This is a genomic window from Streptomyces sp. NPDC006512, from assembly GCF_040611935.1.
Lineage (GTDB): Bacteria > Actinomycetota > Actinomycetes > Streptomycetales > Streptomycetaceae > Streptomyces.
The window spans coordinates 28,568-54,598 of record NZ_JBEXPG010000044.1; the positions used below are offsets into that span (position 1 = coordinate 28,568).

The following is a 26,031-nucleotide window of genomic DNA, read 5'->3' on the forward strand; positions in this document are numbered from 1 at the left end:
CCGAGGCAATTTCAGACACCGAAGGAGTCGAGAGACCGTGACGGACATCGTCGACGAACTGAAGTGGCGCGGGCTCTTCGCCCAGTCCACCGACGAAGAAGCGCTGCGCAAGGCGTTCGCGGACGGTCCGGTCACGTTCTATTGCGGCTACGACCCGACGGCGGCCTCGCTGCACGTGGGTCACCTCGTGCAGGTCCTGACCATGCGCCGGCTCCAGCTGGCGGGCAACCGTCCGCTGGCGCTGGTCGGCGGGGCCACGGGCCAGATCGGCGACCCGCGCCCGACGGCCGAGCGCACCCTGAACGACCCCGCGGTCATCGCCGAGTGGGTGAACCGGCTGCGTTCGCAGATCGAGCCGTTCCTGTCCTTCGAGGGCGAGAACGCGGCGGTCCTGGTGAACAACCTGGACTGGACGGCGGGCATGTCCGCCATCGAGTTCCTCCGGGACATCGGCAAGCACTTCCGCGTCAACAAGATGCTGACGAAGGACTCGGTCGCCAAGCGGCTGGAGTCGGACCAGGGCATCAGCTACACGGAGTTCAGCTACCAGCTGCTCCAGGGCATGGACTTCCTGGAGCTGTACCGGCGCCACGGCTGCGTGCTCCAGCAGGGCGGCTCCGACCAGTGGGGCAACCTGACGGCCGGCCTCGACCTGATCCACCGGGTCGAGCCGGGCGCGCACGTCCACGCCATGGCGACGCCGCTGATGGTCAAGGCGGACGGCACCAAGTTCGGCAAGACCGAGGGCGGGGCCGTCTGGCTGGACCCGGAGATGACCACCCCGTACGCGTTCTACCAGTTCTGGCTGAACGTGGACGACCGGGACATCTCCACCTACATGCGGATCCTGTCGTTCCAGAGCCGTGAGGAGCTGGAGGCGCTGGAGGCGCAGACCGCCGAGCGGCCGCAGGCGCGCGCCGCGCAGCGGGCGCTGGCGCAGGAGCTGACCTCGCTGGTGCACGGCGCGGACCAGTGCGCCGCCGTGATCGCCGCGTCGAAGGCGCTGTTCGGGCAGGGCGAGCTGGCGGAACTGGACGAGGCCACGCTGGCCGCGGCCCTGTCGGAGCTGCCGCACGCGAAGGTTTCCGAGCTGGGCCAGGTCGTGGACCTGCTCGCGGAGACCGGCCTGGTGGCGAGCAAGTCGGCCGGGCGCCGGACCGTGAAGGAGGGCGGCGCCTACGTGAACAACGTGAAGGTCACCGCCGAGGACGCGGTCCCCGTCCCGGAGGACCTGCTGCACGGCCGCTGGCTGGTGCTGCGGCGCGGCAAGAAGAACCTGGCCGCCGTCGAGGTCACCGGCTGAGGCGCACCCCGCCCGTGACGAGGGGCCGGTACGGACGGTGTGTCCGTACCGGCCCCTCGTCGTGCGCTCAGGCCGTCCGCTTGTTGCCCCGCAGCGCCATGTAGGCCATGTCGCCGAGGCCGACGATCAGGACCGCGCCGACCAGTTGCAGCAGGTGGCGGATCCAGTCGATGCCCTTGGTGTCGGCGACGCCGATCCAGCCGGCGACGGCGTTGCCGAGGACGCCGCCGATGATGCCGAAGATCACGGTCAGCCAGAGGGGCTGGTGCTGCTTGCCGGGCAGGATCGCCCGGGCGATCAGGCCCAGCACGAAACCGACGATGATCGCCCACAACCAACTCATGTCCGCCTCCTCGGGCGCGATGTGCGCATGTCAGGCCAGTCTCAACCCCTGCGACGAACGGCGCATTTCGGGCAGAGCCATCCGGGGGACACCCGCTCACCACGGCGGCCGGCGGGCGGCGTACCGTGGAAGGGTTCCGGGCCTGGGTGCGTCCGGCGGGTGGATCGGTGGTGGAGCGTGCAGCGGACGAAGCGGAACGGGGCCGAGGTCTTCCGGATCACCGGAGCGCGGATGGGCCTCGCCGAGGACGTGCGGGGACGGCAGCGCCGGTACGTGATCTCGATGACCGTCCGGACCCTTTCGGTCATCGCCACGGTGGTCCTGTGGAACGTGGAGCGCCATGTGGCGATCGTGACGCTCGTCGCGGGCGCCCTGCTGCCGTACGTCGCGGTCGTCATCGCCAACGCGGGCCGGGAGTCGACGCCCTCCCTTCCCTCACACTTCGTTCCCGCGCCTGTGCGCCCCGCACTGGAGTCGGAGAACCTCAAGAAGAGCTCAGATCAATCATGAAGTTCCGGTGCACCCGACCGGGTCCTGCGTGACATACTGCCTACGCGCTCCGCATCCCCCGTCGGAGCGACGGACCGACGCCGGGCAGCTCCCCCCGTGGCTGCCCGGCGTCGCCCTTCCGTCGGTGGGCCCGGGGACGTTTGTAGGGTTGAGGCCGTGAACTCCCCTGATCTGAACGCACCCGGCTCCGAGACCGCACCCACCTGCTCCGCCAAGGGCTGCCGTGACGCGGCGGTCTGGGTCCTGGCGTGGAACAACCCGACGCTGCACACGCCCGCGCGGCGCAAGACCTGGCTGGCGTGCGAGGAGCACCGCGAGCACCTGTCCCAGTTCCTGGGGGTCCGGGGCTTCCTGAAGGACGTGGTGAAGCTCGACGAGTGGGTCCAGCCGGAGGGCTCGGAACGCGCCTGAGCCCCCGCGGGGGCTCAGGACTGGGTCGAGGCCGGGCCGGATCCGGGTCCGGCCCCGCTCGTCAGCCGCCGATCGCCGACATCGGGCGGTCGGGCTGGAGGAACGTCGGGTCGTCGAGGCCGGAGCCGGCCTTCTTGCCCCACATCGCCACCTTCCACAGGCGGGCGATCTCCTCGTCCGGGGCGCCCGAGCGCAGGGCGGCCCGCAGGTCGGACTCCTCCGTGGCGAACAGGCACGTACGGACCTGGCCGTCGGCCGTGAGCCGCGTACGGTCGCAGGCGCCGCAGAACGGGCGGGTGACGGAGGCGATGACGCCGACGGTGGCCGGGCCGCCGTCGACCACCCAGCGCTCGGCCGGGGCGGAGCCGCGTTCGTCGGCGCCTTCCTCGGTGAGCGTGAAGCGGGTGCGCAGGGACTGGAGGATGTCCCCGGCGGTGATCATGCCGTCGCGCTTCCAGCCGTGCTGGGCGTCGAGCGGCATCTGCTCGATGAAGCGGAGTTCGTACTCGTTCTCCACGGCCCAGGCGAGCAGGTCGGGGGCCTCGTCGTCGTTGAGCCCGGGCATCAGGACGGCGTTGACCTTGACGGGGGTCAGGCCCGCTTCGCGGGCGGCCGCCATGCCCTCGATGACGTCCTTGTGGCGGTCGCGGCGGGTGAGGGTCTTGAACACCTCGGGGCGCAGGGTGTCGAGCGAAACGTTCACTCGGTCCAGGCCGGCCGCCTTGAGGGCCTGGGCGGTGCGCTTGAGGCCGATGCCGTTGGTGGTCAGCGACATCTGGGGGCGGGGCTCCAGGGCCGCGCACTGCTCGACGATCCCGACGATGCCGGGGCGCAGCAGCGGCTCGCCGCCGGTGAAGCGGACCTCGGTGATCCCGAGCCGGGTGACGGCGATGCGGATCAGCCGGACGATCTCCTCGTCGCTCAGCAGGTCGGACTTGCCGAGCCACTGGAGTCCCTCTTCGGGCATGCAGTAGGTGCAGCGCAGGTTGCACCGGTCGGTGAGTGAGACGCGCAGGTCAGTGGCCACGCGGCCGTACGTGTCGAGAAGCACTGTGGGCCCCCTCCCCTGTCCGGTTCTGTAGAGGTCGACGCCGTCGCGGATACGCGGAAGCGCTGATTCGAGCCTACGGGACGGCAATGGCATGTAGGGATGCCCGAATGAACGAGACGCGACGCGGCCGCGTCGTAGAGAAGTACGACGCGGCCACGCTGTGTGTTCGGTGGATCTCAGTGCGCCCCTGTTCCGGTGAGGGAGCGCACCTCCAGCTCGGCGAACTTCTGGGGGTCGGCCTCCTCCTTGGACAGGACGGTTCCCAGCCACCCGAGGAAGAAGCCGAGGGGGATGGAGATGATCCCGGGGTTCTCCAGCGGGAACCAGTAGAAGTCGGCGTCCTTGAACATCGAGGTGGGCTTGCCGGAGACCACCGGGGAGAAGAGGACGAGGCCGACCGCCGAGATCAGGCCGCCGTAGATCGACCACAGGGCGCCCTGGGTGGTGAAGCGCTTCCAGAAGAGGCTGTAGAGGATCGTCGGCAGGTTGGCGGAGGCGGCCACCGCGAAGGCGAGGGCGACGAGCCCGGCCACGTTCAGGTCGCGGGCCAGGGCCCCGAGGCCGATGGCGACGGCGCCGATGACCACGGTGGACCAGCGGGCCGCGCGGACCTCCTCCTTCTCCGTGGCCTTGCCCTTGCGGATGACGTTCACGTACAGGTCGTGCGCGAAGGACGAGGACGAGGCGAGGGTGAGTCCCGCGACCACCGCGAGGATGGTGGCGAAGGCGACCGCGGAGATCACCGCGAGGAGGATCGCGCCGCCCGTGGAGTCCGCGCCGCCGCCGATCTCCTGGGCGAGGAGCGGGGCGGCTGTGTTGCCGGCCTTGTTCGACGCGAGGATGTCGGCCCGATTCAGGAGGGCCGCGGCGCCGAAGCCGAGGGCGATGGTCATCAGGTAGAAGGCGCCGATGATGCCGATGGCCCAGTTCACGGACTTGCGGGCGGCCTTGGCGGTGGGAACGGTGTAGAAGCGGATCAGGATGTGCGGCAGGCCGGCGGTGCCCAGGACCAGGGCGAGGCCGAGGGAGATGAAGTCCAGCTTGCTGAGCGAGTCCTTGCCGTACTTGAGTCCTGGCTCCAGGAACTTGGTGCCCTGGCCGCTGTTCTCGGCGGCCTGGCCCAGCAGCGTGGAGATGTTGAAGTTGAATTCGAGCAGCACCAGGAAGGTGATCAGCAGGGCGCCCGCGATCAGCAGCACCGCCTTGATCATCTGGACCCAGGTGGTGCCCTTCATCCCGCCGATGGTCACGTAGACGATCATCAGTACGCCGACCAGCGCGACCACGGCCACCTTGCCGCCGTCGCTGGTGATGCCGAGGAGCAGCGAGACGAGCACGCCCGCGCCGGCCATCTGGGCGAGCAGGTAGAAGATCGAGACCACGATGGTGGAGGTGCCGGCCGCGGTCCGCACGGGCCGCTGGCGCATCCGGTACGCGAGGACGTCGCCCATCGTGTAGCGGCCGGAGTTGCGCAGCGGCTCGGCGACGAGCAGCAGGGCCACGAGCCAGGCGACGAGGAAGCCGATGGAGTAGAGGAAGCCGTCGTAGCCGAAGAGGGCGATGGCTCCGGCGATGCCGAGGAAGGACGCGGCGGACATGTAGTCGCCGGAGATGGCCAGGCCGTTCTGGAAGCCGGTGAACTGGCGGCCGCCCGCGTAGAAGTCGGCGGCGTCCTTGGTCTGGCGGCCGGCCCAGATCGTGATGATGAGGGTGGCGACGACGAACAGGCCGAACAGGGTGATGATCAGCGGGCGGTGCTCGCTCGCCCCCGCCGCGAGGGTCAGCTGCGGAACCGTGCTCATTCTCCGGCCTCCATCCGGGCCTTGATGGCCTGGGCCTTGGGGTCGAGCTTGGCGGCGGCGTGCCGGGAGTACAGCCAGGCGATCAGGAAGGTCGTCGCGAACTGGGCGAGGCCGAGGACGAGGGCGACGTTGATGTTGCCGAAGAGCTTGGTCCCCATGAAGCCGCCCGCGTAGCTGGACAGCAGGACGTACAGCAGGTACCAGGCGATGAACGCCACGGTGAGCGGGAAGGCGAAGGAGCGGTACGAGCCGCGCAGTTCGGCGAACTCCGGGCTCTGCTGGACGCGCGTGAAGTCTTCGGCCGTGGGACTCGCAGGGGCCGGTCCCGCGCTGCCGTGGGGCGGCGCTGCTTCGGTGGTCACGGGGGGCTCTCCTTGTGACGCGGGTGCGGTGGGGACGACGGACAAAACAACCTCCGTGTGGGGGGACGGTGGTGCCGATCCCCCCTGTCAACGGCACGGCCGGCGCGTCGGGACGGTTCAACACCCTGAGTTTCTTTGAAAACTGATTCCTCGAACTGATGGCGGAGAGGGGAACACCGGCACTAGGTTCGCGTGTCATGAACCCGTCCTGCGCAAACCGCGTACGGACGGCTTTTTCACGGATGATGTGGAGAACCCATGGCGCATCTGGGGTCGCGTGCCGCCCGGAAGAACAATCGTCTCGCCGTGCCGGTCGGTCTGGCGCTCACCGCCTCCCTCGCCTTCCTGCCCTCGGTCGCCGCCTCCGCCGCGCCGCTCGGCAACACGGCGGCCACGGCGACGGCGGCGAAGCCCGCCGCGGACGGACCGAAGCTGTCGTACGTGGCGAACCTGACCGCGTACGGGACGGCCAAGCAGGCGAAGAAGGCCATCGAGCGGGCCGGCGGAACGGTGGTGAAGGCCTACGAGGAGATCGGGGTCGTCGTCGCACACTCCCAGAACCCCGAGTTCGCCAAGCAGCTGCGGACCCAGCGCAGCCTCTTCGTGTCGGTGGGCGCCACCCGGACGGCCCCCCTCTCCGCGGTGCAGACCACCGAGGAGGGCGCGACGCAGAAGCTGAGCGCGGCTGACGCCGCCAAGGCGGCGGCGCAGGCCACGCCGGGGCAGGAGCCGCTGGAGCCCAACCAGTGGGACCTGCGGACGATCAAGGCCGACCAGGCTCACAAGATCAACGATGGCAGCCAGGACGTCACCGTGGGCGTCATCGACACGGGTGTGGACGACACCCACCCGGATCTCGCCCCGAACTTCTCCAAGGGCCAGTCCGCCAACTGCGTCGGCGGCGTCGCGGACACCTCCGAGGGCGCCTGGCGCCCGTACCCGGACGGCAGCGACCACGGCACGCACGTGGCGGGCACCATCGCGGCCCCCCGCAACGGCGTGGGCGTCAGCGGTGTCGCGCCCGGCGTGAAGGTCGCCGCGATCAAGGTGAGCGAGCCCGCGACCAGCCTCTTCTACACCGAGGCAGTGGTCTGCGGCTTCATGTTCGCCGCCGAGAAGGGGATCGAGGTGACCAACAACAGCTACTACGTCGACCCGTGGAACTACACCTGCAAGAACGACGACGACCAGAAGGCGCTGGTGGAGGCCATCGGCCGGGCGACGAAGTACGCGGAGCGCAAGGGCGTCCTCAGCGTGGCCTCGGCCGGCAACTCGGACCACGACCTGGCGGGCGAGTCGATCCTCGACGACACCAGCCCGAACGACACCACCGCGGTGCCGCGCACCATCGACCCGAAGGTCTGCCTGGACCTGCCGACCCAGCTGCCGGGCGTGGTCACCGTCTCGGCCACCGGTGACCAGGGGCTGCGGTCCTACTACTCCAGCTACGGCCTCGGGGTCGTGGACGTCGCCGCCCCCGGCGGCGACAAGTGGCAGGTGCCGGCCACCCCGGACGCCAACGGCCGGGTCCTGTCGACCGTCCCGGGCGGCGGCTACGGCTACAAGCAGGGCACCTCGATGGCCGCCCCGCACGTGGCCGGCGTCGCGGCGCTGCTGAAGAGCGCGCACCCGTGGGCCTCGCCCTCGCAGCTCCAGACGATGCTGAAGGGCCAGGCGACGAAGGCCGCGTGCCCGGCCAAGATCTACGACGGCACCGGCAACCTGATCGACGCCACCACCTGCAAGACCAAGTGGGGTCAGACGGGCTACTACGGAGCCGGCGTGGTCGACGCGCTCAAGGCCGTCAAGTAGGCGGATGACGGACGGGCCGGGCGGGGGCGTTCCCCGCCCGGCCCGTTCCGCCGCCGGCTCAGGGCTTGATCAGGACCTTGAGGGCGCTGCGGTCGTCCATCGCGCGGTAGCCGTCCGGGACCTCGTCCAGGGACACGGCCCGGTCGAAGACGGGCGCCGGGTCGATCGCGCCGCTCAGCACGTCCGCCAGCAGCTCCGGGATGTACGCCCGGACCGGTGCCACACCGCCGCGCAGGGTGATGTTGCGGTCGAACATCACCCCGAGGTCGAGGCCGGTGCCGCTGCCGTGCGGGACGCCGACGTAGCCGATGGCCCCGCCGTCGCGGGTGATGTTCACGGCCGTGCGCATGGACATCTCGGTGCCGACCGCCTCGATGACGGCGTGCGCGCCCTGGCCGCCGGTGAGCTCGCGGACGGCCGCCTCGGCCGCCTCGCCCCGCTCGGCGACCACGTCGGTGGCCCCGAAGAGCTTGGCGATGTCCGTCCGGACGGAGTGCCGGCCCAGGGCGATGATCCGCTCGGCGCCGAGCCGCTTGGCGGCCAGTACGCCGCACAGGCCGACCGCGCCGTCGCCGACGACGGCGACGGTGGAACCCGCCCGCACGCCGGCGCCCAGGGCCGCGTGGTGTCCGGTGCCCATGACGTCGGAGAGCGCGAGGAGGCCGGTCAGCAGGTGGTCGTCGGAGACGGCCTCGGCCGGCAGCTTCACGAGGGTGCCGTCGGCGTGCGGGACCCGGACGGCCTCGCCCTGGCCGCCGTCGTGGCCGACCGAGCCCCAGAAGCCGCCGTGCACGCAGGACGTGTACAGGCCCTCGGAGCAGTAGTCGCAGGTGCCGTCCGACCACATGAAGGGGGCGACGACGAGGTCCCCGGCGCGCAGGCCCGAGACCGCGGAGCCGGTCTCCTCGACGATGCCGAGGAACTCGTGGCCGATCCGCTGGCCGGGCTGCCGCGCGGCCTCGCCGCGGTAGGCCCAGAGGTCGCTGCCGCAGATGCAGGCGCGCAGCACGCGGACGACGGCGTCCTCGGGACGCCGGATCGCGGCGTCGGGCACCTCCTCCACGCGGATGTCGTGCGGGGCGTGGATGACGGTGGCGCGCATGGTGGTGCAGTCCTCCGGAAGTGCGGTCTTGTATGACCGTCCTACCGTACGCCCGTCCGAGAGCCGGGGCCGCCGAGGACTCCGGTGGCCAGCAGGTACTGGGCCGCCAGGTAGGTGGCCATGATCCAGAAGTCGGGCCGGGGCAGCTGGGGCCACTCGGCGACCCCGGTCGCGATGAGCGTGTCGGAGAGCAGGAACAGCGCCCCGCCCGCGCCCGCGACCCGGCCGAGGGCGCTCGCGCGGTAGGCCATGGCGGTGAGCAGCAGGCTGTAGCCCGCGACCGGGATCCGCAGGTCGGCCGGGAGGTCGCCCCACAGCAGGGCGACGGTCCCGGTCAGGGCCACGGCGTACGCGACGCCGAGGAGGAGGCCGGTGCGGCGGCGGGCGAACAGGACGAGGTAGCAGACGTGTCCGGCGGCGAAGGAGCCCATGCCGATCAGGAAGGCGGGCTCGGCGTCGAAGAGCAGCGCGAGGTCCCCGCCCCAGCCGAACAGCAGGGCGGCGACCAGCAGCCGGGGGGCGCGGCGGGTGATCACGTGGGCGACGAGCAGCGGCATCAGCAGCGGCTTGAACAGGACGTGCCCGAGGTGCCAGTCGGCGAGCAGGGAGACCAGGTCCGCGGCGGCCGCGGCGGCGAAGGCGGCGAGCAGGATCCGCCCGGCGCGGCCGTTCCGGGCCGGGCCGGGGCGGGCGGCCCAGGAGGGCGTACGGGCTTCGGTCGCGCTCACGCGGCACGCTCCGGCTCGGGGGCGGACTGCGGGGCGGGAGCCGGGGGCGCGGACTGCGCCGCGGCGGGCTCCGGCGCTTCCGGCGCGCCGGCCCCGGCGGGGCGGGCGGGCTGCCAGCCGGGGCCGGCGAAGACGCGTCCGGCGCGCTCGCGCCAGCTGCCGGCGGCCCGTACGTCGCGGGCGATGGCGGCGTACTCGTGGGTGGCCACGCGCAGCGGGTTGTGGGTGCCGATGTTCTTGGTGAGCCCGTAGACGGGCCGTTCCGTCTCCCCCACCCAGGAGCCGAACATCCGGTCCCAGACGATCAGGATGCCGCCGAAGTTCCGGTCCAGGTACCCGCCCTGGGAGGCGTGGTGGACGCGGTGGTGGGAGGGCGTGTTGAAGACGTACTCGTAGGCGCGGGGCAGCTTGCCGATGCGCTCGGTGTGGACCCAGAACTGGTAGAGCAGGTTGATCCCGTAGCAGAACGGGATCGCCGCCGGGTGCACGCCGACGGCCACCATCGGCAGGTAGAACCACCAGGTGGTGGCGCTGGTCCAGGGCTGGCGCAGGGCGGTGGTGAGGTTGAACCGCCGACTGCTGTGGTGGACCACGTGGCAGGCCCACAGGATGCGGATGACGTGGTGGAGCCGGTGTTGCCAGTAGTAGAGGAAGTCCTGGACGAGCAGCATCAGCAGGGCGGTCCACCACAGGAACGGCACCCGCAGCGGGGTGAGTTCGTAGACCGCGGTGAACACCGCGACGACCGGGATCTTCCACAGCAGGTCGAAGCCGATGCTGCCGAGTCCCATGGTGACGCTCGTGACGGCGTCCTTGGTGTCGTACCCGGCCGCGTCCTCGTCGGGATGGAGCCGGTAGCTCACCACCTCGATGACGGTGAGCAGCACGAAGGCGGGTATGGACCACAGCACGACATCGGGCAGGTTCGGCATGCCCGCACCATAAAGGCGCCCTCGGGGGCACCGCTAGGGGTTGTTACCGATCGGTATCCGACTGGGTTACCGCGGGTACCCGCGAGCGGATCCCGTCGGGGCGGCCCGGGTTCCCCCAGGGCCCGGGCCGCCCCGGCGGGCGGGGTGTCACCAGACGCGGACCGAGGCGCCGCGGGCGAAGGCGGGGCTGGTGGCGGCCGGGGGGATTTCGGTGAGGGGCTCGGCGATCTCCGAGACCAGGGGGCCGCACTTCGCGGCGACCGCGTCCAGGAGGGCGAGGTCGAAGCCGTAGACGCGGGCCGCGTTGCCGCCCACCATGGCGGCGACCTCCTCGCGGGGCAGGCCCGCGTAGGCGATGCGCAGGCCCTCGCGGGAGTAGGGGGTGGTGCCCTCGTCGTGGGGGAAGTCGCTGCCCCACATGATCTTGTCGAGGCCGATCCGGTCCCGCAGCGGCACCTCGTGGGGGCGCATGAAGCTCGCTCCGACGAAGCAGTTGTCCCGCCAGACCTCGCTCGGGCCCTTGCCCATGGACTCCGCCAGCCCCGCGCCGAACTTGGCCTCGGCGGTGGCGGAGGCGGCCACCAGGCGGCCGTGGTAGTAGTCCAGCATCTCCAGCACGCCCGGGATCCAGCCGGATCCCTGCTCCGTCAGGACCAGTTTCAGGCCCGGGTGGCGGTGGAAGGCGCCGCCGAAGATCAGGTGCCACAGGGCGCGGTGCGAGAACCAGGTGGTCTCCACCATGAAGACGGCGCGGGCCGCGGGTTCGTCCCCGAGCGGGGGCGAGGCCGAGCCGCCGTGGTGGTTGACCGGGACGTCCAGTTCCGCGCACACCGCCCAGATCGGGTCGTACGCCGAGGAGTACAGCTCGGGGACGGGCGAGCCCGGCGGGACGCCGGGCAGCAGGATGCCGCCGGTCAGGCCGGCCTCCCGGGTGCGGCGGATCTCCGCGACCGCCGCGTCCACGTCGTTGAGCAGGATCTGGACGACGCCCGCCCGCCGGCCCGGCGCGTCCGCGCAGAAGTCCGCGAGCCAGCGGTTGTGGGCCTGGAGGCCGGCCCAGCGCAGTTCGTACTCGGCCGCGGTGGGCGGCTGGGCCATCAGGGAGGCCTTGGGGAAGAACGGGGGGATCGTGTTCGGGAAGAGGACCTCGGCGACGATCCCGTCCGCTTCGAGCTCCGACAGCCGCCGGGCCGAGTTCCAGTTGCGGTCGGCGGTGTCGGCCAGGAGGTCCTCGTACGGGTTGACGTACGCGGCCGCCCAGGCGTCGAAGGCCTCGTGGTGGCGCTCGGCCAGGTACGGCCTGTAGTCGAGGAGGTCGGCGCCGGCGTGGCAGTCCGCCGAGATGACCGTGTAGCGGTCCCCCGTCATGACGAGACCCCCAGGACCGGGAAGTCGCCGCCGGTGAGCCAGTGCCGTCCCGTCTCCCGGGAACGGGCCCAGGACGCCTCGACCGAGGCCTGGTCCGGGGACTGGCCGAGCTCGGCCGGGGTGGGCCCGATGCGGCGGGCGAGCGGGGCGAGCTTCGCGGTGTCGAAGCCGAAGACCTCCGCCGCCGCCAGCCCGAGCATCCGGCGGGTCTCGGCGACGGGGATGTCGTGGAAGGTGTTCCGCAGCCAGTTGCGGGTGTCGGGCCAGGTGCCCTCCGGGTGCGGGAAGTCCGAGCCCCAGAGGATGTTGTCCACGCCGATCTCGTAGCGCTGGGCCAGTTCGCGCCGCTTGGTGTTCGTCGCGCAGACGAACACCTGGCGGTCCAGGTACTCGCTCGGCGGGCGCTTCAGCTCCTCGAACGGGGACAGCTTCTTCCCGCCGTGCGCGCCGAGGTAGAGGCGGTCCATGAACCAGAGCTGGTTGGGCAGCCACCAGCAGCCCGACTCCGCGACGCCGAACCGCAGGCCGGGGTGCCGCTCGAAGACCCCCGACCAGAGCAGGAACCACAGCGGGCGGGCCGGCCACCAGGTGACCTCGGAGACGAAGATGCCCAGGTGGTCGCCGTACTCGTGGCGCGGCGAGGACCCGGAGTGGGTCACGATCGGCATGCGCGTCTCGGCCGCCGCCGCCCAGACGGGGTCATAACGGCGGTCGTGGTAGGGCGCCTTGTCCACCCACATGGCCGGGATCATCAGCGCGCCCAGCCCGGACTCCTTGGCCCGGTGTATCTCGGCGACGACCTTGTCCGGTTCGCCGGTGATGGGGAGCAGGGCGACGCCGCAGTGGCGTTCGGGATGCTGGGACACGAACTCGGCCAGCCAGCGGTTGTGCGCCTGCGCGCCCGCCATGCCCAGTTCGGGGTCCTGGTCGCCGGACAGGCCGAGACCCACCCCGAAGGGGGCCGCGGTCTGGCTGTCGACGGCGTCCGCGTCGGGGAAGACGACCTCGCCGGCCACCCCGTCGCCGTCGAGTTCCTTCAGCCGCTGTCCGGTGTCCCAGCCTCCCCTGAGGCCTTCCTCGTGGTCGTGGAACCACTTCTCGGCGAACGCCTCGTTGCGGACGCCGAGGCGGGTGGCCTCCGCCCGGCGGGCGTCGCGCTGGCCGAGGAACTCGTCGAACTGCGGGTGGAAGCGGGAATCGAGGTAGGGGCGGTACTGCTCGGTCGGCAGCCCCGCGTGGCAGTCGGAGGAGATGATCAGGTACGGGTCTTCGTACGTCTCGTCAGGCACGGCGGGCCCCTCAGTCGAGGATGAAGCTTTCCAGGTAGGCGGGGTTGGCGCGGTCGAGCATCGACCGCGACCGGGCGCGGATCTGCCGGTCGCTGTGCTCGCCGGGCGGGAGCATCCAGAAGCGGTCGGCGCGGATGCCGTCCACGACGTGCCCGGCGACCTCCTCGACGGGGGTGAACCGCACCTCGTGCCCGGCCTGCTTCATCGCGGCCTCGTACTGGTCGAGGCTGCGGTACGGGGATCTGCGCGGCCGCTCCTTCGCGTAGCGGTCGGGCCGGTTGCGGTGCGACTCCCACAGCCCGGTGCGCAGCATGTGCGGTCCGGGGAAGAGGACGGAGGCGCCGACGGCGGCGCCCTCCGCCTTGAGGTGGGCGTACAGCGACTCGGTCATGGTGACGACGGCGGCCTTGGTGACGGCGTAGACGGAGGCGGTGGGCAGCGGGGCGATGCCGCCGTCGCCGGAGGAGGTGTTGACGACGTGCCCGGGGGCGCCGCCCTCGATCATGCGGGGGACGAAGGCCTGGATGCCGTGGAAGACGCCCCAGACGTTGACGGAGAAGGCCCACTTCCAGTCGTTGGGCTCGTGTTCCCACATCCGGCCCTCGGCGCCGGAGCCCACGCCGGCGTTGTTGCAGAGGACGTGCACGGCGCCGAAGGTCTCGTAGACGGCGTCGGCGAGGGAGGTCACGGAGTCGCGGTCGCTGACGTCGACGAGCCGTGCGAGCACCTCGGCGCCCTCCGCCGCGAGTTCCCCGGCGGCCTTGCGCAGGGCGGCCTCCTCCACGTCGGCGAGGACCACCTTCAGGCCCTCGGCGGCGAAGCGGCGGGCCATGGCCAGGCCGATGCCGCCGGCGGCGCCGGTGACGACGGCCACCTGTCCCGGTTCGAGCCGCATGTCACACCGTCCCTTCGGGCGGTCCGTCCAGGATCTGCAGGGGGTCGTCGTAGCGCTGGTGGATGTACGGGAGGAGGGCCTGGGCGCTGACCCGTTCGACGACCCTGCCCTTCTGGTCGGTGGTCTTCTCGCCGATGGTGATCTCCACCAGCCGGCGGACGGGGAGGTCGGCCACCGGGTCGAACATGGACTCGCGCAGGACGACGTCCCCGGTGATGTGCTCCAGCTTGCGGACCTTCTCGTTGCGCGTGCAGTGGACGAGCACCGGGTCGACGTCGAAGCCCGAACCGTCCACCGCCGGCAGGAACTTGAAGTAGAAGTCGGTCTTCCGGGTGGGCTCGGGCAGCGGCAGCGCCCGGTCCACGGCCCCGCGCACCTCCACGAAGGCGATCCCGTGGCGGGCCAGGGCGGCCCGGACGACGAGCCCGTCGCGTTCGACGGTCACCTCGCCCAGCTTCTTCGGTTCGCCGAACACCTCGCGGCCCCCGACGAGGGCGCGCTCGTGGGTCATCGGCATGACCAGCGGATACCAGCCCTCGACCCCGCCGTGTTCGGCGGCGACGGCCACCGATCCGGCGCCGAGCGGGTAGCCGGGCAGGTCGACCTTGCTGATGTTGGCCCGTACGAGGGGCCGTGCGGCGGGCTTGAGCGGCGGGGGCAGGACCGCCGCGATCACGTCCGGGTCGCTCTCCCAGACGGCCACCACCCCGGTGGACCAGATGTCGGGGAGCTTGGAACTCTTCTCGCGCGACGCCGCGATCTCGGCCTCGGTGCGCGCTCCGTACCGTACGCGTGCCATGTCTCGCACCACCCTTCGGTCGGTTCTGTAACACAGTTACACCGCCACCGATGAAGGGTAAAGACCCCTGCACACACGAGAACTGACGGATCGACAGATGGGTGGCCGGCCGATGACGAGGAGCGCGCTGACCCGCGAGGCGGTGCTGGAGACCGCCGCGTCCCTGGTCATGCGGCACGGCCCGGCGGCCCTCACCATGCGGGGGCTCGCCGCCGCCCTGGGCACGGCGGTGACGTCCATCTACTGGCACGTCGGCAACCGCGAGTCCCTCCTCGACGCGCTCGTGGAGCGGACCGTGGAGGAGATGGGCGCCATCGGGCCGGTCGGCCGCACGCCCGCCGAGCGGATCCTGTCGGTGGCCCGGATCCTGCGCCGCGAGCTGCGGACGCGCCCGCACCTGGTCGCGATGGTCCACGAACGCGGTCTCACCGACCGCATGTTCCTGCCCGCCCAGCAGGCCCTGGTCCACGAGGTGCACGCCGCCGGACTGCGCGGCGCGCGGGCCGCCGACGCCGTACGCGCCATCCAGTTCCAGATCGTCGGCTTCCTGCTGGTCGAGCGCAACCGCGAGCGCTCCCCCGCGCAGTCACCCGCCGAGGGCGAGCTGTGGGACCCGGCCGCCGCCCCCGACGACCCGGCCCTGGCCCGAGCCCTGGCCCGCCCGGCCGACCCGGAGCGGCTGTTCCTGCTGTCCGTACGGGCGCTGACCGAGGCCCTGCTCAGACCGCCCGGGTAGTCGACGACCTCGTACCGGACCTTCCCGGGACCGGCCGAAGTACCGGTTGCCCCCGACCGGGTGAGCGCCGGGGACCAGGTCGCGGAGCCGGGCTGAAGGGGCATCGGGCCACGGCTGTCGGTCGGGCCCGATATCCTCTGTGACCATGCTCGCCGACCGTACGACCGCAGAGACGACCTGGCCGACCGCGTACCCACAGGGGTACGCGGTCGTCGACGTGGAGACCACCGGGCTCGCTCGCGACGACCGGATAGTGTCCGCGGCCGTCTACCGGCTCGACGCGCAGGGCAACGTGGAGGACCACTGGTACACGCTCGTCAACCCGCGCCGGGATCCGGGCCCGGTCTGGATCCACGGGCTGACGAGCGACGTGCTCCAGGACGCGCCGCTCTTCGAGGACATCGCCGAGGAGTTCGCCGGCCGGCTCGACGGCCGGGTGCTGGTCGCGCACAACGCCATCTTCGACTGGCAGATGATCGCCCGGGAGTACGCGCGGGCGTCGGCGACCGCGCCGGTCCGTCAGCGGCTGTGCACCATCGCCCTGTCGAAGGAACTGAACCTCCCGCTGCCCAACCACAAGCTGGAGTCCCTCGCCGCGCACTTCGGGGTGGTGCAGCAGCGTGCCCACCACGCGCTGGACGACGCCCGGGTACTGGCCGAGGCCTTCCGCCCGTCGCTGCACGCGGCCGCGCGGGACGGCGTGCGCCTGCCCCTGCTGGAGTGCCGTCCGCTGACGGAGTGGTCGGACTCGCCCGCCGCGCCCCGGGTCGGCTACCAGGCTTCGTACAGCGGGGGCAGCTGGCGCGCCTCCCGCAAGCGGCCGCCGTGCCCGCACCCGAACCCGGGACGCTTCGAGGACGGCAAGCCGCTGAAGCAGGGCATGCGGATCGCCTTCTCGGGTGACACCTCGGTGGACCGGGAGCTGCTGGAGGACCGCGCGGTGGAGGCCGGGCTGCACATCGCGACGAGTGTGTCGCGGCTCACGAGCCTGCTCGTGACGAACGACCCCGACTCGGCGACCTCGAAGACGGTCAAGGCGCGGTCGTTCGGCACCCCGGTCGTGGACGAGGCCGCCTTCACCCAGCTCCTGCGGGACGTGGCGCCGGCCGACTGAGACCGCGGCCGGACGCCCCCGCCCCGCCGGCCCGGGCCCGCTACGCCAGCCGGGTAGAACTTCTCCGACAACACGAGGACCTCCGCCCGCCGCGCCGGTCCGAAGCTCCACCATGCCGCCATGGCACGTTGCGAAGTATGCGGAAATGACTACGACCTGGCGTTCTATGTGGAGACCCAGGACGGTGCGCGGCACGTCTTCGACTCGTTCTCCTGCGCGATCCACCGGATGGCGCCGATCTGCGAGCACTGCCGGGTGCAGATCATCGGCCAGGGCGTCGAGGCCGACGGCCACTGGTACTGCGGGGCGCACTGCGCCCGCGCCGAGGGCAAGGCCGGGATCATCGACCGGGTGGGCAGTCCCGCCGGCGCCATGGGGTGACCCGCGGCGCCGTCCCGCGGCCCTCACGATCCGCTCCCCCGCCCCGCTCCTCGCCACGACCCCGGAGGGCCACCCGGCCGCCGGGGTCGTCGCCGCTGGGGGTACCGTCGTGGACGTGTACCGCTTTGTGCTGACCCGGCAGTGGGTGTGCCTCACCCTCGTCGCCCTCGCCCTCATCCCCGCGATGATCAAGCTGGGCTTCTGGCAGTTCCACCGCCATGAGCACCGGGTCGCCCAGAACGAGCTCATCGCGCGGAACCTGTACGGGAAGCCCGTGCCGATGACCGGGATCACCTCGCCGGGCCACACCGTTCCGCGGTCCGACTACTGGCGTGCCGTCACCGTCACCGGCACCTACGACCCCGCGCACGAGGTGGTCGTCCGGATGCGGACCTCGAACGACGACAAGGTCGGCTTCCACGTCGTGACCCCGCTGCTGCTGGGCGACGGCCGGGCCGTCCTGGTCAACCGGGGCTGGGTCGCCGGCGGCGACGACGTACGGGCCTACCCGCCGGTGCCGGCCGCACCCTCGGGCGAGGTCACGGTCACCGGCCGGCTGAAGGCCGACGAGACGAGCGGCGGCAGCGGCATCAAGGAGCGCAAGGGCCTGCCCGACCGCCAGGTGATGCTGATCAACAGCGAGCAGCAGGCCGCGGCCCTGGGCCGGCCCGTCCTCGGCGGCTACCTGGAACTGACCGCGCCGGCGCCCGCCGACGGCAGCCCGGAGCCGGTGGGCGAGCCCGACCACGACTCGATCGGCGCGCACATGGCGTACGCCGTGCAGTGGTGGCTGTTCGCGGCGGCCGTGCCGGTGGGGTGGGTGGTGCTGGTCCGCCGGGAGCGGCGCGACCGCGAACAGGCCGCGGCCGCGGCCGCGGCGAAGACCGTGTCCCCGGAGCCCGCTTCGGCGTAGCGTGGCCCGCATGGATCTTGGACTGAAGGACCGCGTCTACGTCGTCACCGGAGCCACCCGCGGCCTCGGCTTCGCCTCCGCCAGGGAACTGACCGCCGACGGGGCGAAGGTCGTGGTGACGGGCCGCGACGCGAAGCGGGCGGCGGACGCGGCGGCCGAGCTCGGCCCGAACGCGGTGGGCGTGGCGGCGGACAACGCCGACCCGGCGGTGGCGGCACGGCTGGTGGCCACCGCGAAGGAACGCTTCGGCCGCTTCGACGGCGTCCTCATCAGCGTGGGCGGCCCGGCGCCGGGCCTCGCGGCGGACAACACCGACGAGCAGTGGGCGACGGCCTTCGAGTCGGTGTTCCTGGGCGCGGTGCGGCTGGCCCGGGCGGCCGCCGCCGAGCTGGGCGAGGGCGGGGTCATCGGCTTCGTGCTGTCGGGTTCGGTCCACGAACCGATTCCCGGCCTGACCATCTCCAACGGCCTGCGGCCGGGCCTGGCCGGATTCGCCAAGTCCCTGTCGGTGGACCTGGGCCCGCGCGGGATCCGCGTGGTCGGGCTGCTGCCGGCCCGCATCGACACGGACCGGGTGCGGGAGCTGGACGCAATGTCCGGCGACGCGGAGGCCGCCCGGGCGGGCAACGAGTCCCGCATCCCGCTGCAGCGCTACGGCACCCCGGAGGAGTTCGGCCGCACGGCCGCGTTCCTGCTCTCCCCGGCGGCGTCCTACCTGACCGGCGTGATGGTCCCGGTCGACGGCGGCTACCGCCACGGTTTCTGACCCCGGGGCCGCCCTCCCGAGCGGCCGGCGGGCCCGTCCCGGACCCCGGGCCATCCGTGGCCGTCCGGGCGGGCCCCGGTTCCGCGCGGGGTCACGTCACGCGCTGGGCGTGGTGGGAGGCGACGCGGAGGCGGGCTTCGGCGGGGAGTTCGGGGAGTCCCGCCGACGCGCGGGCATGGGTCAGGACCGGTCCCTCCAGCGCGGCCAGCGCATCGGCCGGGACGGCGTGCGGCTCCAGGTCCAGCGCGATCCGCAGCCCCGGGGCGTCGCGCCGGCCGCGCAGGGCGACCCTGGCCCGGGCGACGCCGTCCAGCGCCTGTGCCTCGGCCGCGACCGCCGATTCCAGTGCCCGGCCCCGCAGCCGCGCGAAGGCCCCGTCGCCGGTGTCCACCTCCAGCGCCGCGAGCCGGGGCCGCCGCAGCTGCGCCAGCAGCCACCACAGCGCCAACAGCACGCACAGCCCCAGTCCGGCGGCCACCGCCCACCACCACCAGCCGTCGGCGTGCCAGTACCGGACCCTGCTCCGCGCCGCGAGCAGCGGCGCGTGCCGGCCGCCGAGCGGCCGTGACGCGCTCAGCAGTGCGGCCCCGGCGGCCAGCAGCACGAGGCCGATGACCGCCAGCAGCGTCCGGTTCACCTTCCCGAGCACCGCGCTCACCTCCTCACCCTGATCCTCGGGCGCGGCGGACGCGCCAGGCCCAGTTCCTCGATGCCGACGGCGAGCACCTCGTCCAGGTCGGCCCGTACGTCGTCCAGTTCGCGGAAGTGCGAGGTGGCCCGTACCCCGACGCGGGAACGGCCGACCTTCACCCGGACCGACCGGACGCCGGAGACCTCCATGGCCCGGTCGCGCAGCACCAGCGCGGCCGCCTTCCGCGCGAGCCCGGCCCGTACCGCGTTCCCCTCCCCGTCGGCCGTCCGCATGGTCAGCAGTCCGCGCAGGCCGGGGGTCAATGCGAGGAGCAGGAGCAGGAGCCCGGCCGCGGCCAGGATCCCGCCGCCGGCCAGCACTTCCGTGTCGGCCGGGGTGTGGCCCTCCAGCCACCGGGCGAGCGCGGGGCGCCACCGCATGCCGGGGCGGTGGGCGCGTACCGCCGCCAGGTCGTAGAGGAAGATCCCGGCCACGGCGATGACGGCCAGCGCGGTGAGCGCCGCCGGGATCCTGCGGGTGGACCGGATGCGGCCCGGTCCCTTCACCGCAGCCGCCGGTCGCGGCCCCCGGGGGCCGGCCGGGTGTGGGTGGAGTGCAGGTGCTCGATGTCGACGTCGACCTCGGGGACGGACATCGCCGCGCACTCCTCGACGCGCCGGGCGACCTGGGTCCGTACGGCCGCGCACTGGGCGGCGAGGTCGGAGGGGTAGCCGAGTTCCAGGCTCACCCTTACCCGGGCGATGTCGTGGTGGACGGTGACGGTCGCGTGCGGGGCCGCGCCGGGCGCGGGGAGCCCGCCGGCGAGGGCCTCGCGGGCGGCCTGGGCGGCGATCTTGGCGACGACCCGGTCGGCGATGCGGGTGGCGCCCCGGTCCGCGGCGGGCACCAGGGCCGGTGCGGTCCTCGGCGCGGTCGGGGCCGGGTCCGCCTGCGGGGACGCCGGGGTGGACGACGGGGTGGGCGGAGGCGACGGCGGCGTGTTCACGGGCGGCTCACAGGGGCCGGTCGTCGCGGCCGCGCGGCCGGTTGCGGGGGCGGAAGAGGTCTCCGGGGTCGAGGTCCCCGTCGAGGAACCTGCCGACGACGAAGCCGACGGCGCCGAGGGCCGCGACCAGCAGGAAGGCTCCGAATCCGCCGAAGTACCCGGCGAACCCCAGTGCCATGCCGGCCAGCAGGCCGGCTACGGCCATGCTCATTGCGTGGCTCCCTTCGGCTACTGGAGGCGGGATTCCGGTTCCTCGTCTTCCTCGTCGGGCAGTTTGACGTCGCTGACGGCGATGTTGACCTCGACGACTTCGAGGCCGGTCATCCGCTCGACCGAGGCGATGACGTTCTCACGGACCGCCCGGGCCACGTCACGGATCGACACGCCGTAGTCGACGACGATCTCCAGGTCGAGGGCGGTCTGCACCTCGCCGACCTCGGCTTTGACCCCACGGCTGACCGAGGCGCGGGCCCCGCCGGGGACCCGGTCGCGCACGGCGCCGAAGGTACGGGAGAGGCCGCCGCCGCTGCCCATGGCGTGGACGCCGACCACCTCGCGGGCGGCCAGTCCGGCGATCTTCTCGACCACGCCGTCGGCGATGGTGGTGCGGCCCCGTTCGGCGGGGGCCTTGGAGGATCCCCCTGATGCGGATTCGGTCATCGCAGGTCCTTGGGCTGGGGAGACGTCTCGGGAACCGGCAGCCCCCGAAGGGCGGCGGCCGCTCTTCGGGGCCGCCCGCTCCTGTCCACCGTAAGCGCGTACGCCCGCCCGCGCGCCGGAAACCACGCCGGTGGCCCGGATCCGGCGCGGGCCCGCGGCCGCCGGAGCCGGGCCCCGGCCCGGCCGCTCCCCGGCCGGGGGCCGGGCCGGGAAGGGGCGGGCGACCGGCCGGTGAAGGCGGCGAACCGGTCCCCTTCGGCGGGGCCGAAGGGGTGACGGGCCGATGGAGGGGCTGGTGAAGGGGTGGCGTGCCGGGGTCAGTCCGACAGGCCCGCCAGGTCGCGCAGCCGGCGTCCCTGCGCGGCGCGCTCGGCGGTGCGCTGCGCGTCGTAGGACCGGGACGTGGCGTCGCGGAGCAGCGCCTTGGTCTCGATGACGGCGTCGCGCGGCGGAGCGAGCAGGGCGGTGGTGAGGTCCTGGACGGCGGCGTCGAGTTCGTCCGCCGGGACCACGAGGTTGGCCAGGCCCACGCGCTCGGCCTCCTCGGCATGCACGAAGCGGCCCGTGGCGCAGATCTCCAGCGCCCGGGCGTAGCCGACCAGCGCGGTCAGCGGCTGGGTGCCCCCGAGGTCGGGGACCAGGCCCAGGCTGGTCTCGCGCATGGCGAACTGCACGTCGTCCGCGACCACACGCAGGTCGCACGCGAGCGCGAGCTGGAAGCCGGCGCCGATCGCATGCCCCTGTACGGCGGCGACGGAGACGATGTCGTTGCGCCGCCACCAGGTGAAAGCCTCCTGGTACTCGGCGATGGTGGAGTCGAGCAGGTCGTCCGCACCACGTGCCAGATCGAGGAAGGACGGCTCACCCTCGAAACCCTCGGGAGTGAACGCCTGCCGGTCGAGACCGGCGGAGAAGGACTTGCCCTCGCCGCGCAGCACCACGACCCGGACGGTGCCCGGCAGTGACTGTCCGGCCTCCGCCAACGCCCGCCAGAGCGCGGGGGACTGAGCGTTTCGCTTGGCCGGATTGGTCAGGGTCACCGTGGCGACCGAGTCGTCGATGGTGAGCCGTACGCCGTCCTTGTCGAGCAGAGCCATCTGGTGCCTCCGGTGTGCAGTCGGCCGCTTGCTCGGCCTAAGTGACTGCACAGTAACCACCCAGTCGGCCACAGGGCCGACCGGGGGTCACCGAAGGAACCGTGCGTGGTACAGAATCGTCGATCCATCAAGCGTGGAGCCGTCGAGCTTCTCCGGCACCACCCCGGGCCTCCCGGCCGGGGGTCAGGCCGCAGCCGCCTTCTTGCCGCGCGTCGCGCCACCGCGACCACGCAGCGTGACTCCGGATTCACTGAGCATCCGATGGACGAATCCGTAGGACCGGCCGGTCTCATCGGCCAGCGCCCGGATACTCGCACCGGAGTCGTACTTCTTCTTCAGGTCTGCCGCGAGCTTGTCGCGCGCGGCGCCGGTTACCCGGCTGCCCTTCTTCAGAGTCTCGGCCACCCGTGCCTCCTCATGGGAAGTGCGCTCTGGACTTCTCATGATCACCCCTCCCCGGCTTCCTGGCCACCCATTCAGCAAGGTCGGTACGACGGCATTTCTCGAGGAGTGGACGCGCGAGCAGAACGGAATCTTCTCTTCCGCCGCATGACCTCCGTCACACCTCCGCGCCGCCCGGGGGAATCACCAGGTCAGGGGCCGGACGCCGGATACGGGCGACCCCGGTCGCGCATCGCCAGGGATGCGGCCGGGGTCGTCGTTGAGCGCGCAACGGTACGAGACCGTCTCACTCAGATGATGGATCACGCCTGAGCCGAATGATCCATAAGGGACTGGATCACTCCCCCGGGCACCCGTCAGGCGAGGGCGACCAGGTCCCGGTAGTCCGGACCCCACAGGTCCTCGACCCCGTCCGGGAGCAGGATGATGCGCTCCGGCTCCAGGGCCTCCACCGCGCCCTCGTCGTGGGTGACGAGGATGACCGCGCCCTTGTAGGTGCGCAGCGCGCCCAGGATCTCCTCGCGGCTGGCCGGGTCGAGGTTGTTCGTGGGCTCGTCGAGGAGCAGGACGTTCGCCGAGGAGACGACCAGGGTGGCGAGGGCCAGTCGGGTCTTCTCACCGCCGGACAGCACGCCCGCGGGCTTGTCGACGTCGTCGCCGGAGAACAGGAAGGAGCCGAGGGTCTTGCGGACCGCCACCAGGTCCAGGTCGGGGGCGGAGGAGCGCATGTTCTCCAGCACCGTGCGCTCGGGGTCGAGCGTCTCGTGCTCCTGCGCGTAGTAGCCGAGCTTGAGGCCGTGGCCGGGGACGACCGTGCCGGTGTCGGGCTTCTCCGTACCGGACAACAGGCGCAGGAGGGTGGTCTTGCCGGCGCCGTTGAGGCCGAGGATGACCACGCGCGAGCCCTTGTCGATGGCCAGGTCGACGTCGGTGAAGATCTCCAGCGAGCCGTAGGACTTCGACAGGCCCTCGGCGGTCAGCGGGGTCTTGCCGCAGGGTGCCGGGTCCGGGAAGCGGAGCTTGGCGACCTTGTCGGAGACGCGGACGGCCTCCAGGCCGGCGAGGAGCCGGTCGGCGCGCTTGGCCATGTTCTGCGCGGCGACGGTCTTGGTGGCCTTGGCGCGCATCTTGTCGGCCTGCGAGTTCAGGGCCGCGGCCTTCTTCTCGGCGTTCTGGCGCTCGCGCTTGCGGCGCTTCTCGTCGGCCTCGCGCTGCTGCTGGTAGAGCTTCCAGCCCATGTTGTAGACGTCGATCTGGGCGCGGTTGGCGTCCAGGTAGAAGACCTTGTTGACGACGGTCTCGACCAGGTCGACGTCGTGGGAGATGACGATGAAGCCGCCGCGATAGTTCTTCAGGTAGTCGCGCAGCCAGACGATCGAGTCGGCGTCGAGGTGGTTCGTGGGCTCGTCGAGGAGCAGGGTGTCGGCGTCCGAGAAGAGGATCCGGGCGAGCTCGACGCGGCGGCGCTGACCGCCGGAGAGGGTGTGCAGCGGCTGTCCGAGGACGCGGTCGGGCAGGCCGAGGGCGGCCGAGATGGTGGCGGCCTCCGCCTCGGCGGCGTACCCGCCCTTCGTCAGGAACTCGGTCTCCTGGCGCTCGTACTGCTTCATCGCCTTGTCGCGGGTGCCGCCCGAGCCGGTGGCGATGCGCTCCTCGTTGGCGCGCATCTTCTTGATCAGCACGTCGAGCCCGCGCGCGGAGAGGATCCGGTCGCGGGCGAGGACGTCGAGGTCGCCGGTGCGCGGGTCCTGCGGCAGGTAGCCGACCTCACCGGACCGGGCGATGGCACCGGCGGCGGGCTGGCCCTCGCCGGCGAGGCACTTGGTGAGGGTGGTCTTGCCCGCTCCGTTGCGGCCGACGAGGCCGATGCGGTCGCCCTTGGCGACGCGGAAGGAAGCGGACTCGATGAGGACTCGGGCGCCGGCACGCAGCTCGATGCCGGTTGCGGTGATCACGGAAATACTCCAGGGCGGTGGGGACGGCGGAAGGGGGGCAGGACGCGCGATGCTTCGACGCCGCTAATCCGCAAGGAGATTTGCCATGCGGACCATTCTACCGGGGGTGCGCAACTACTTTTCGGGGCGCCCGGCCCCACGGGCCCGCTCCCCCGGTGCGCCGGTCCGTCCCCCGTTCGGCCCACGGATCACGCGGGAGGGCCGGGACGCGTATCAGGATGAACGGGTTGATACTCGCCGCAGGGGCGGACACGTGACCCCCTGGCTGCATGAACACAGAGGCGGTGCGGGATGCAGTTCGACGACAACGCCAATCTGGACACGTCCGAGGTCAAGGACGTGCGGGGCAGCCGCATCCCGGGCGGGAGGGCCACGATCGGCGGCGGCCTCGTCGGCATCATCGCCCTGATCATGGGCCTGCTGTTCGGTGTGGGGCCCGAGCAGCTGGGGCTGTCGTCCGGCAACGAGGAACCGGCGCCTTCGTCCTCGTCGGTCAGCCAGGTGCAGCAGACCTGCCGGACCGGGCAGGACGCCAACACCCGCGAGGACTGCCGGCTGGTCGCCGTGGTCAACAGCACCCAGGACTTCTGGAAGCAGGAGTTCCAGAGGCGCGGCGGCCAGTACAGCCCGGCGCAGACGGTGTTCTTCACGGGGCGGGTGGGCACCGCCTGCGGGGCGGCCACCTCCGCGGTCGGGCCCTTCTACTGCCCGAACGACCGGAAGGTCTACCTCGACCTGGGCTTCTTCGACGAGCTGCGGTCGAAGTTCGGGGCGAGCGGCGGCCCCTTCGCCCAGGCGTACGTGGTGGCCCACGAGTACGGGCACCACATCCAGAACCTGACCGGCACCCTCCAGCGGGCGCAGGACGGACGGCAGGGCGCGGGCAGCAACGCCGTCAAGGTCGAGCTCCAGGCCGACTGCTACGCCGGGGTGTGGGCGCACAACGCGACGAGGACCCCGGACGAGTCCACCGGGCGGCCACTGATCACCACGCTGACCGACCAGGACATCCGGGACGGGCTGGACGCGGCGGCGGCGGTCGGCGACGACCGGATCCAGGAGAAGTTCCAGGGGCGGGTCACTCCCGAGTCCTGGACCCACGGATCGGCCGAGCAGCGCCAGCAGTGGTTCTACCAGGGCTACCGCACGGGCGACATGGCCCAGTGCAACACCTTCCGCTGACGGTCGGCGGCTCCTGCCATGCTGTGGTGCGGGTCACATGTACGCACCCGCACGTTCACGAGAGGAAGTGATCGCCATGGCAGGCGTTCCGTCCATCGTCCCGACCCTGCTCTACCGCGACGCGAAGGCGGCGATCCAGCAGCTGACGGAGGCCTTCGGATTCACCCAGGTCTCGGTCTACGAGGGTGACGCCGGCGCCGTGACGCACGCGGAGCTGTCGTACGGGAACGGCATGGTGATGCTCGGCAGCAAGGGCACCGGCGGCGCCTTCGACAAGGTCATGGAGGGCGCCGGCCCGGCCGGGGTCTACGTCGTCGTGGACGACGTGGACGCGCACCACCGCCGGGCCGCCGAGCACGGGGTGGAGATCCTCATGGAGCCGACCGACCAGGACTACGGCTCGCGGGACTACATGGCGCGCGACGCCGAGGGCAACGTCTGGAGCTTCGGCACGTACGCGCCGCAGGTCTGATCCGCGGCG

The 26,031-nt window shown here is 72.1% G+C and carries 30 protein-coding genes; 11 read left to right on the top strand and 19 right to left on the bottom strand.

Translation table 11 applies throughout. The features are described 5' to 3' along the window. The first annotated feature begins 37 nt into the window (after positions 1-37). Positions 38-1,303 carry a tyrosine--tRNA ligase gene (gene tyrS, locus ABZZ17_RS27395; RefSeq protein WP_356879589.1) on the top strand — a complete coding sequence of 422 codons (1,266 nt, stop codon included), beginning with the start codon at positions 38-40 and terminating at the stop codon, positions 1,301-1,303. Between the two features lie 67 nt (positions 1,304-1,370). Here tyrS and ABZZ17_RS27400 read toward each other — a convergent pair whose 3' ends face one another. Then, positions 1,371-1,646, bottom strand: coding sequence for a GlsB/YeaQ/YmgE family stress response membrane protein (locus tag ABZZ17_RS27400; RefSeq protein WP_356879591.1), 276 nt, complete (start codon positions 1,644-1,646; stop codon positions 1,371-1,373). 177 nt (positions 1,647-1,823) lie between these two features. On the opposite strand from ABZZ17_RS27400, the gene ABZZ17_RS27405 reads away from it, so the two are divergent. Then, positions 1,824-2,156 carry a DUF3099 domain-containing protein gene (locus ABZZ17_RS27405; RefSeq protein ID WP_356879593.1) on the top strand — a complete coding sequence of 111 codons (333 nt, stop codon included), beginning with the start codon at positions 1,824-1,826 and terminating at the stop codon, positions 2,154-2,156. Positions 2,157-2,312: 156 nt separating this feature from the next. After that, the gene (locus tag ABZZ17_RS27410; RefSeq protein WP_356879595.1) at positions 2,313-2,567 is read left to right on the top strand and encodes a hypothetical protein; all 255 of its coding nucleotides are present in this window, start codon (positions 2,313-2,315) and stop codon (positions 2,565-2,567) included. A 61-nt stretch (positions 2,568-2,628) separates the two neighbouring features. On the opposite strand, the gene moaA is transcribed toward ABZZ17_RS27410, so the two are convergent. The 3 genes from moaA to ABZZ17_RS27425 form a co-directional block, all read right to left on the bottom strand. Then, positions 2,629-3,618: a GTP 3',8-cyclase MoaA gene (gene moaA, locus ABZZ17_RS27415; RefSeq protein ID WP_356879597.1), complete on the bottom strand. Its 990-nt coding sequence runs from the start codon at positions 3,616-3,618 to the stop codon at positions 2,629-2,631. A 176-nt stretch (positions 3,619-3,794) separates the two neighbouring features. Continuing rightward, positions 3,795-5,420 (bottom strand): cation acetate symporter, encoded by a 1,626-nt coding sequence (locus ABZZ17_RS27420; RefSeq protein WP_356879599.1) that lies wholly within the window; start codon positions 5,418-5,420, stop codon positions 3,795-3,797. Then, positions 5,417-5,782 carry a DUF485 domain-containing protein gene (locus ABZZ17_RS27425; RefSeq protein WP_356879601.1) on the bottom strand — a complete coding sequence of 122 codons (366 nt, stop codon included), beginning with the start codon at positions 5,780-5,782 and terminating at the stop codon, positions 5,417-5,419. Before ABZZ17_RS27425 ends, ABZZ17_RS27420 begins: the two co-directional genes overlap by 4 nt. A 258-nt stretch (positions 5,783-6,040) precedes the next feature. Between ABZZ17_RS27425 and ABZZ17_RS27430 the strand changes: the two genes are divergently transcribed. Beyond that, positions 6,041-7,594 (top strand): S8 family serine peptidase, encoded by a 1,554-nt coding sequence (locus ABZZ17_RS27430; RefSeq protein ID WP_356879603.1) that lies wholly within the window; start codon positions 6,041-6,043, stop codon positions 7,592-7,594. A gap of 58 nt (positions 7,595-7,652) precedes the next feature. On the opposite strand, the gene ABZZ17_RS27435 is transcribed toward ABZZ17_RS27430, so the two are convergent. The 7 genes from ABZZ17_RS27435 to ABZZ17_RS27465 all read right to left on the bottom strand — a co-directional run bounded on the left by ABZZ17_RS27435 (position 7,653) and on the right by ABZZ17_RS27465 (position 14,707). Next, entirely contained in the window at positions 7,653-8,696 is a 1,044-nt protein-coding gene (locus tag ABZZ17_RS27435; protein WP_356879605.1) for a zinc-dependent alcohol dehydrogenase family protein, read from the bottom strand. Positions 8,697-8,737: 41 nt separating this feature from the next. Continuing rightward, a complete protein-coding gene (locus tag ABZZ17_RS27440) occupies positions 8,738-9,424 on the bottom strand; it encodes a lysoplasmalogenase (RefSeq protein ID WP_356879607.1) in 687 nt (228 codons plus the stop codon). Beyond that, positions 9,421-10,356 carry a sterol desaturase family protein gene (locus tag ABZZ17_RS27445; protein ID WP_356879609.1) on the bottom strand — a complete coding sequence of 312 codons (936 nt, stop codon included), beginning with the start codon at positions 10,354-10,356 and terminating at the stop codon, positions 9,421-9,423. Before ABZZ17_RS27445 ends, ABZZ17_RS27440 begins: the two co-directional genes overlap by 4 nt. A 147-nt stretch (positions 10,357-10,503) precedes the next feature. Further along, positions 10,504-11,724, bottom strand: coding sequence for an amidohydrolase family protein (locus ABZZ17_RS27450; protein WP_356879611.1), 1,221 nt, complete (start codon positions 11,722-11,724; stop codon positions 10,504-10,506). Next, positions 11,721-13,013, bottom strand: a complete 1,293-nt coding sequence (locus ABZZ17_RS27455) for an amidohydrolase family protein (RefSeq protein ID WP_356879613.1) — start codon at positions 13,011-13,013, stop codon at positions 11,721-11,723. The genes ABZZ17_RS27450 and ABZZ17_RS27455 overlap by 4 nt, the downstream gene beginning before the upstream one ends. Positions 13,014-13,023: 10 nt before the next feature. Next, positions 13,024-13,908, bottom strand: a complete 885-nt coding sequence (locus tag ABZZ17_RS27460) for an SDR family NAD(P)-dependent oxidoreductase (protein WP_356879615.1) — start codon at positions 13,906-13,908, stop codon at positions 13,024-13,026. A gap of 1 nt (position 13,909) precedes the next feature. Beyond that, a complete protein-coding gene (locus ABZZ17_RS27465) occupies positions 13,910-14,707 on the bottom strand; it encodes an acetoacetate decarboxylase family protein (RefSeq protein ID WP_356879617.1) in 798 nt (265 codons plus the stop codon). Between the two features lie 112 nt (positions 14,708-14,819). On the opposite strand from ABZZ17_RS27465, the gene ABZZ17_RS27470 reads away from it, so the two are divergent. The 5 genes from ABZZ17_RS27470 to ABZZ17_RS27490 all read left to right on the top strand — a co-directional run bounded on the left by ABZZ17_RS27470 (position 14,820) and on the right by ABZZ17_RS27490 (position 18,617). Then, on the top strand, positions 14,820-15,443 hold the full coding sequence (locus ABZZ17_RS27470) for a TetR family transcriptional regulator (protein WP_356879619.1): 624 nt from the start codon (positions 14,820-14,822) through the stop codon (positions 15,441-15,443). 145 nt (positions 15,444-15,588) lie between these two features. Continuing rightward, positions 15,589-16,557 (top strand): DEDDh family exonuclease, encoded by a 969-nt coding sequence (locus ABZZ17_RS27475; protein WP_356879621.1) that lies wholly within the window; start codon positions 15,589-15,591, stop codon positions 16,555-16,557. Positions 16,558-16,677: 120 nt separating this feature from the next. Continuing rightward, positions 16,678-16,938, top strand: a complete 261-nt coding sequence (locus ABZZ17_RS27480) for a hypothetical protein (protein ID WP_356879623.1) — start codon at positions 16,678-16,680, stop codon at positions 16,936-16,938. Between the two features lie 115 nt (positions 16,939-17,053). Further along, complete coding sequence (locus tag ABZZ17_RS27485; RefSeq protein ID WP_356879625.1) at positions 17,054-17,851, top strand: SURF1 family protein; 798 nt, start codon at positions 17,054-17,056, stop codon at positions 17,849-17,851. Between the two features lie 10 nt (positions 17,852-17,861). Next, positions 17,862-18,617, top strand: a complete 756-nt coding sequence (locus tag ABZZ17_RS27490) for an SDR family oxidoreductase (RefSeq protein WP_356879627.1) — start codon at positions 17,862-17,864, stop codon at positions 18,615-18,617. A gap of 91 nt (positions 18,618-18,708) precedes the next feature. On the opposite strand, the gene amaP is transcribed toward ABZZ17_RS27490, so the two are convergent. From amaP to ABZZ17_RS27530, 8 genes are all read right to left on the bottom strand, one after another. Further along, positions 18,709-19,275: an alkaline shock response membrane anchor protein AmaP gene (gene amaP / locus ABZZ17_RS27495; RefSeq protein WP_356879629.1), complete on the bottom strand. Its 567-nt coding sequence runs from the start codon at positions 19,273-19,275 to the stop codon at positions 18,709-18,711. Further along, positions 19,272-19,814, bottom strand: a complete 543-nt coding sequence (locus ABZZ17_RS27500) for a DUF6286 domain-containing protein (protein WP_356879631.1) — start codon at positions 19,812-19,814, stop codon at positions 19,272-19,274. The genes amaP and ABZZ17_RS27500 overlap by 4 nt, the downstream gene beginning before the upstream one ends. Then, on the bottom strand, positions 19,811-20,158 hold the full coding sequence (locus ABZZ17_RS27505) for a hypothetical protein (RefSeq protein WP_356879669.1): 348 nt from the start codon (positions 20,156-20,158) through the stop codon (positions 19,811-19,813). Before ABZZ17_RS27505 ends, ABZZ17_RS27500 begins: the two co-directional genes overlap by 4 nt. A gap of 103 nt (positions 20,159-20,261) precedes the next feature. Beyond that, on the bottom strand, positions 20,262-20,465 hold the full coding sequence (locus ABZZ17_RS27510; RefSeq protein WP_356879633.1) for a hypothetical protein: 204 nt from the start codon (positions 20,463-20,465) through the stop codon (positions 20,262-20,264). Positions 20,466-20,482: 17 nt separating this feature from the next. After that, a complete protein-coding gene (locus ABZZ17_RS27515) occupies positions 20,483-20,914 on the bottom strand; it encodes an Asp23/Gls24 family envelope stress response protein (RefSeq protein WP_356879635.1) in 432 nt (143 codons plus the stop codon). A gap of 317 nt (positions 20,915-21,231) precedes the next feature. Next, a complete protein-coding gene (locus ABZZ17_RS27520; RefSeq protein ID WP_356879637.1) occupies positions 21,232-22,011 on the bottom strand; it encodes an enoyl-CoA hydratase/isomerase family protein in 780 nt (259 codons plus the stop codon). A 183-nt stretch (positions 22,012-22,194) separates the two neighbouring features. Continuing rightward, positions 22,195-22,416 (bottom strand): helix-turn-helix domain-containing protein, encoded by a 222-nt coding sequence (locus ABZZ17_RS27525; RefSeq protein WP_356879639.1) that lies wholly within the window; start codon positions 22,414-22,416, stop codon positions 22,195-22,197. Positions 22,417-22,769: 353 nt separating this feature from the next. Further along, complete coding sequence (locus tag ABZZ17_RS27530) at positions 22,770-24,368, bottom strand: ABC-F family ATP-binding cassette domain-containing protein (protein ID WP_356879641.1); 1,599 nt, start codon at positions 24,366-24,368, stop codon at positions 22,770-22,772. Positions 24,369-24,659: 291 nt separating this feature from the next. Here ABZZ17_RS27530 and ABZZ17_RS27535 point away from each other — a divergent pair, with 291 nt between their 5' ends. Continuing rightward, positions 24,660-25,550 (top strand): neutral zinc metallopeptidase, encoded by an 891-nt coding sequence (locus ABZZ17_RS27535; protein ID WP_356879643.1) that lies wholly within the window; start codon positions 24,660-24,662, stop codon positions 25,548-25,550. Between the two features lie 76 nt (positions 25,551-25,626). Continuing rightward, entirely contained in the window at positions 25,627-26,022 is a 396-nt protein-coding gene (locus ABZZ17_RS27540; RefSeq protein WP_356879645.1) for a VOC family protein, read from the top strand. The last annotated feature ends 9 nt before the right edge of the window (positions 26,023-26,031 follow it).

What these genes read in the sequence shown, in the direction of transcription:
- ABZZ17_RS27400 (WP_356879591.1), bottom strand. Translation starts at nt 1,646, where the DNA reads ATGAGTTGGTTGTGGGCGATCATCGTCGGTTTCGTGCTGGGCCTGATC.
- ABZZ17_RS27420 (WP_356879599.1), bottom strand. Translation starts at nt 5,420, where the DNA reads ATGAGCACGGTTCCGCAGCTGACCCTCGCGGCGGGGGCGAGCGAGCAC.
- ABZZ17_RS27430 (WP_356879603.1), top strand. Translation starts at nt 6,041, where the DNA reads ATGGCGCATCTGGGGTCGCGTGCCGCCCGGAAGAACAATCGTCTCGCC.
- ABZZ17_RS27435 (WP_356879605.1), bottom strand. Translation starts at nt 8,696, where the DNA reads ATGCGCGCCACCGTCATCCACGCCCCGCACGACATCCGCGTGGAGGAG.
- ABZZ17_RS27445 (WP_356879609.1), bottom strand. Translation starts at nt 10,356, where the DNA reads ATGCCGAACCTGCCCGATGTCGTGCTGTGGTCCATACCCGCCTTCGTG.
- ABZZ17_RS27450 (WP_356879611.1), bottom strand. Translation starts at nt 11,724, where the DNA reads ATGACGGGGGACCGCTACACGGTCATCTCGGCGGACTGCCACGCCGGC.
- ABZZ17_RS27460 (WP_356879615.1), bottom strand. Translation starts at nt 13,908, where the DNA reads ATGCGGCTCGAACCGGGACAGGTGGCCGTCGTCACCGGCGCCGCCGGC.
- ABZZ17_RS27465 (WP_356879617.1), bottom strand. Translation starts at nt 14,707, where the DNA reads ATGGCACGCGTACGGTACGGAGCGCGCACCGAGGCCGAGATCGCGGCG.
- ABZZ17_RS27470 (WP_356879619.1), top strand. Translation starts at nt 14,820, where the DNA reads ATGACGAGGAGCGCGCTGACCCGCGAGGCGGTGCTGGAGACCGCCGCG.
- ABZZ17_RS27475 (WP_356879621.1), top strand. Translation starts at nt 15,589, where the DNA reads ATGCTCGCCGACCGTACGACCGCAGAGACGACCTGGCCGACCGCGTAC.
- ABZZ17_RS27480 (WP_356879623.1), top strand. Translation starts at nt 16,678, where the DNA reads ATGGCACGTTGCGAAGTATGCGGAAATGACTACGACCTGGCGTTCTAT.
- ABZZ17_RS27490 (WP_356879627.1), top strand. Translation starts at nt 17,862, where the DNA reads ATGGATCTTGGACTGAAGGACCGCGTCTACGTCGTCACCGGAGCCACC.
- ABZZ17_RS27510 (WP_356879633.1), bottom strand. Translation starts at nt 20,465, where the DNA reads ATGAGCATGGCCGTAGCCGGCCTGCTGGCCGGCATGGCACTGGGGTTC.
- ABZZ17_RS27515 (WP_356879635.1), bottom strand. Translation starts at nt 20,914, where the DNA reads ATGACCGAATCCGCATCAGGGGGATCCTCCAAGGCCCCCGCCGAACGG.
- ABZZ17_RS27520 (WP_356879637.1), bottom strand. Translation starts at nt 22,011, where the DNA reads ATGGCTCTGCTCGACAAGGACGGCGTACGGCTCACCATCGACGACTCG.
- ABZZ17_RS27535 (WP_356879643.1), top strand. Translation starts at nt 24,660, where the DNA reads ATGCAGTTCGACGACAACGCCAATCTGGACACGTCCGAGGTCAAGGAC.
- ABZZ17_RS27540 (WP_356879645.1), top strand. Translation starts at nt 25,627, where the DNA reads ATGGCAGGCGTTCCGTCCATCGTCCCGACCCTGCTCTACCGCGACGCG.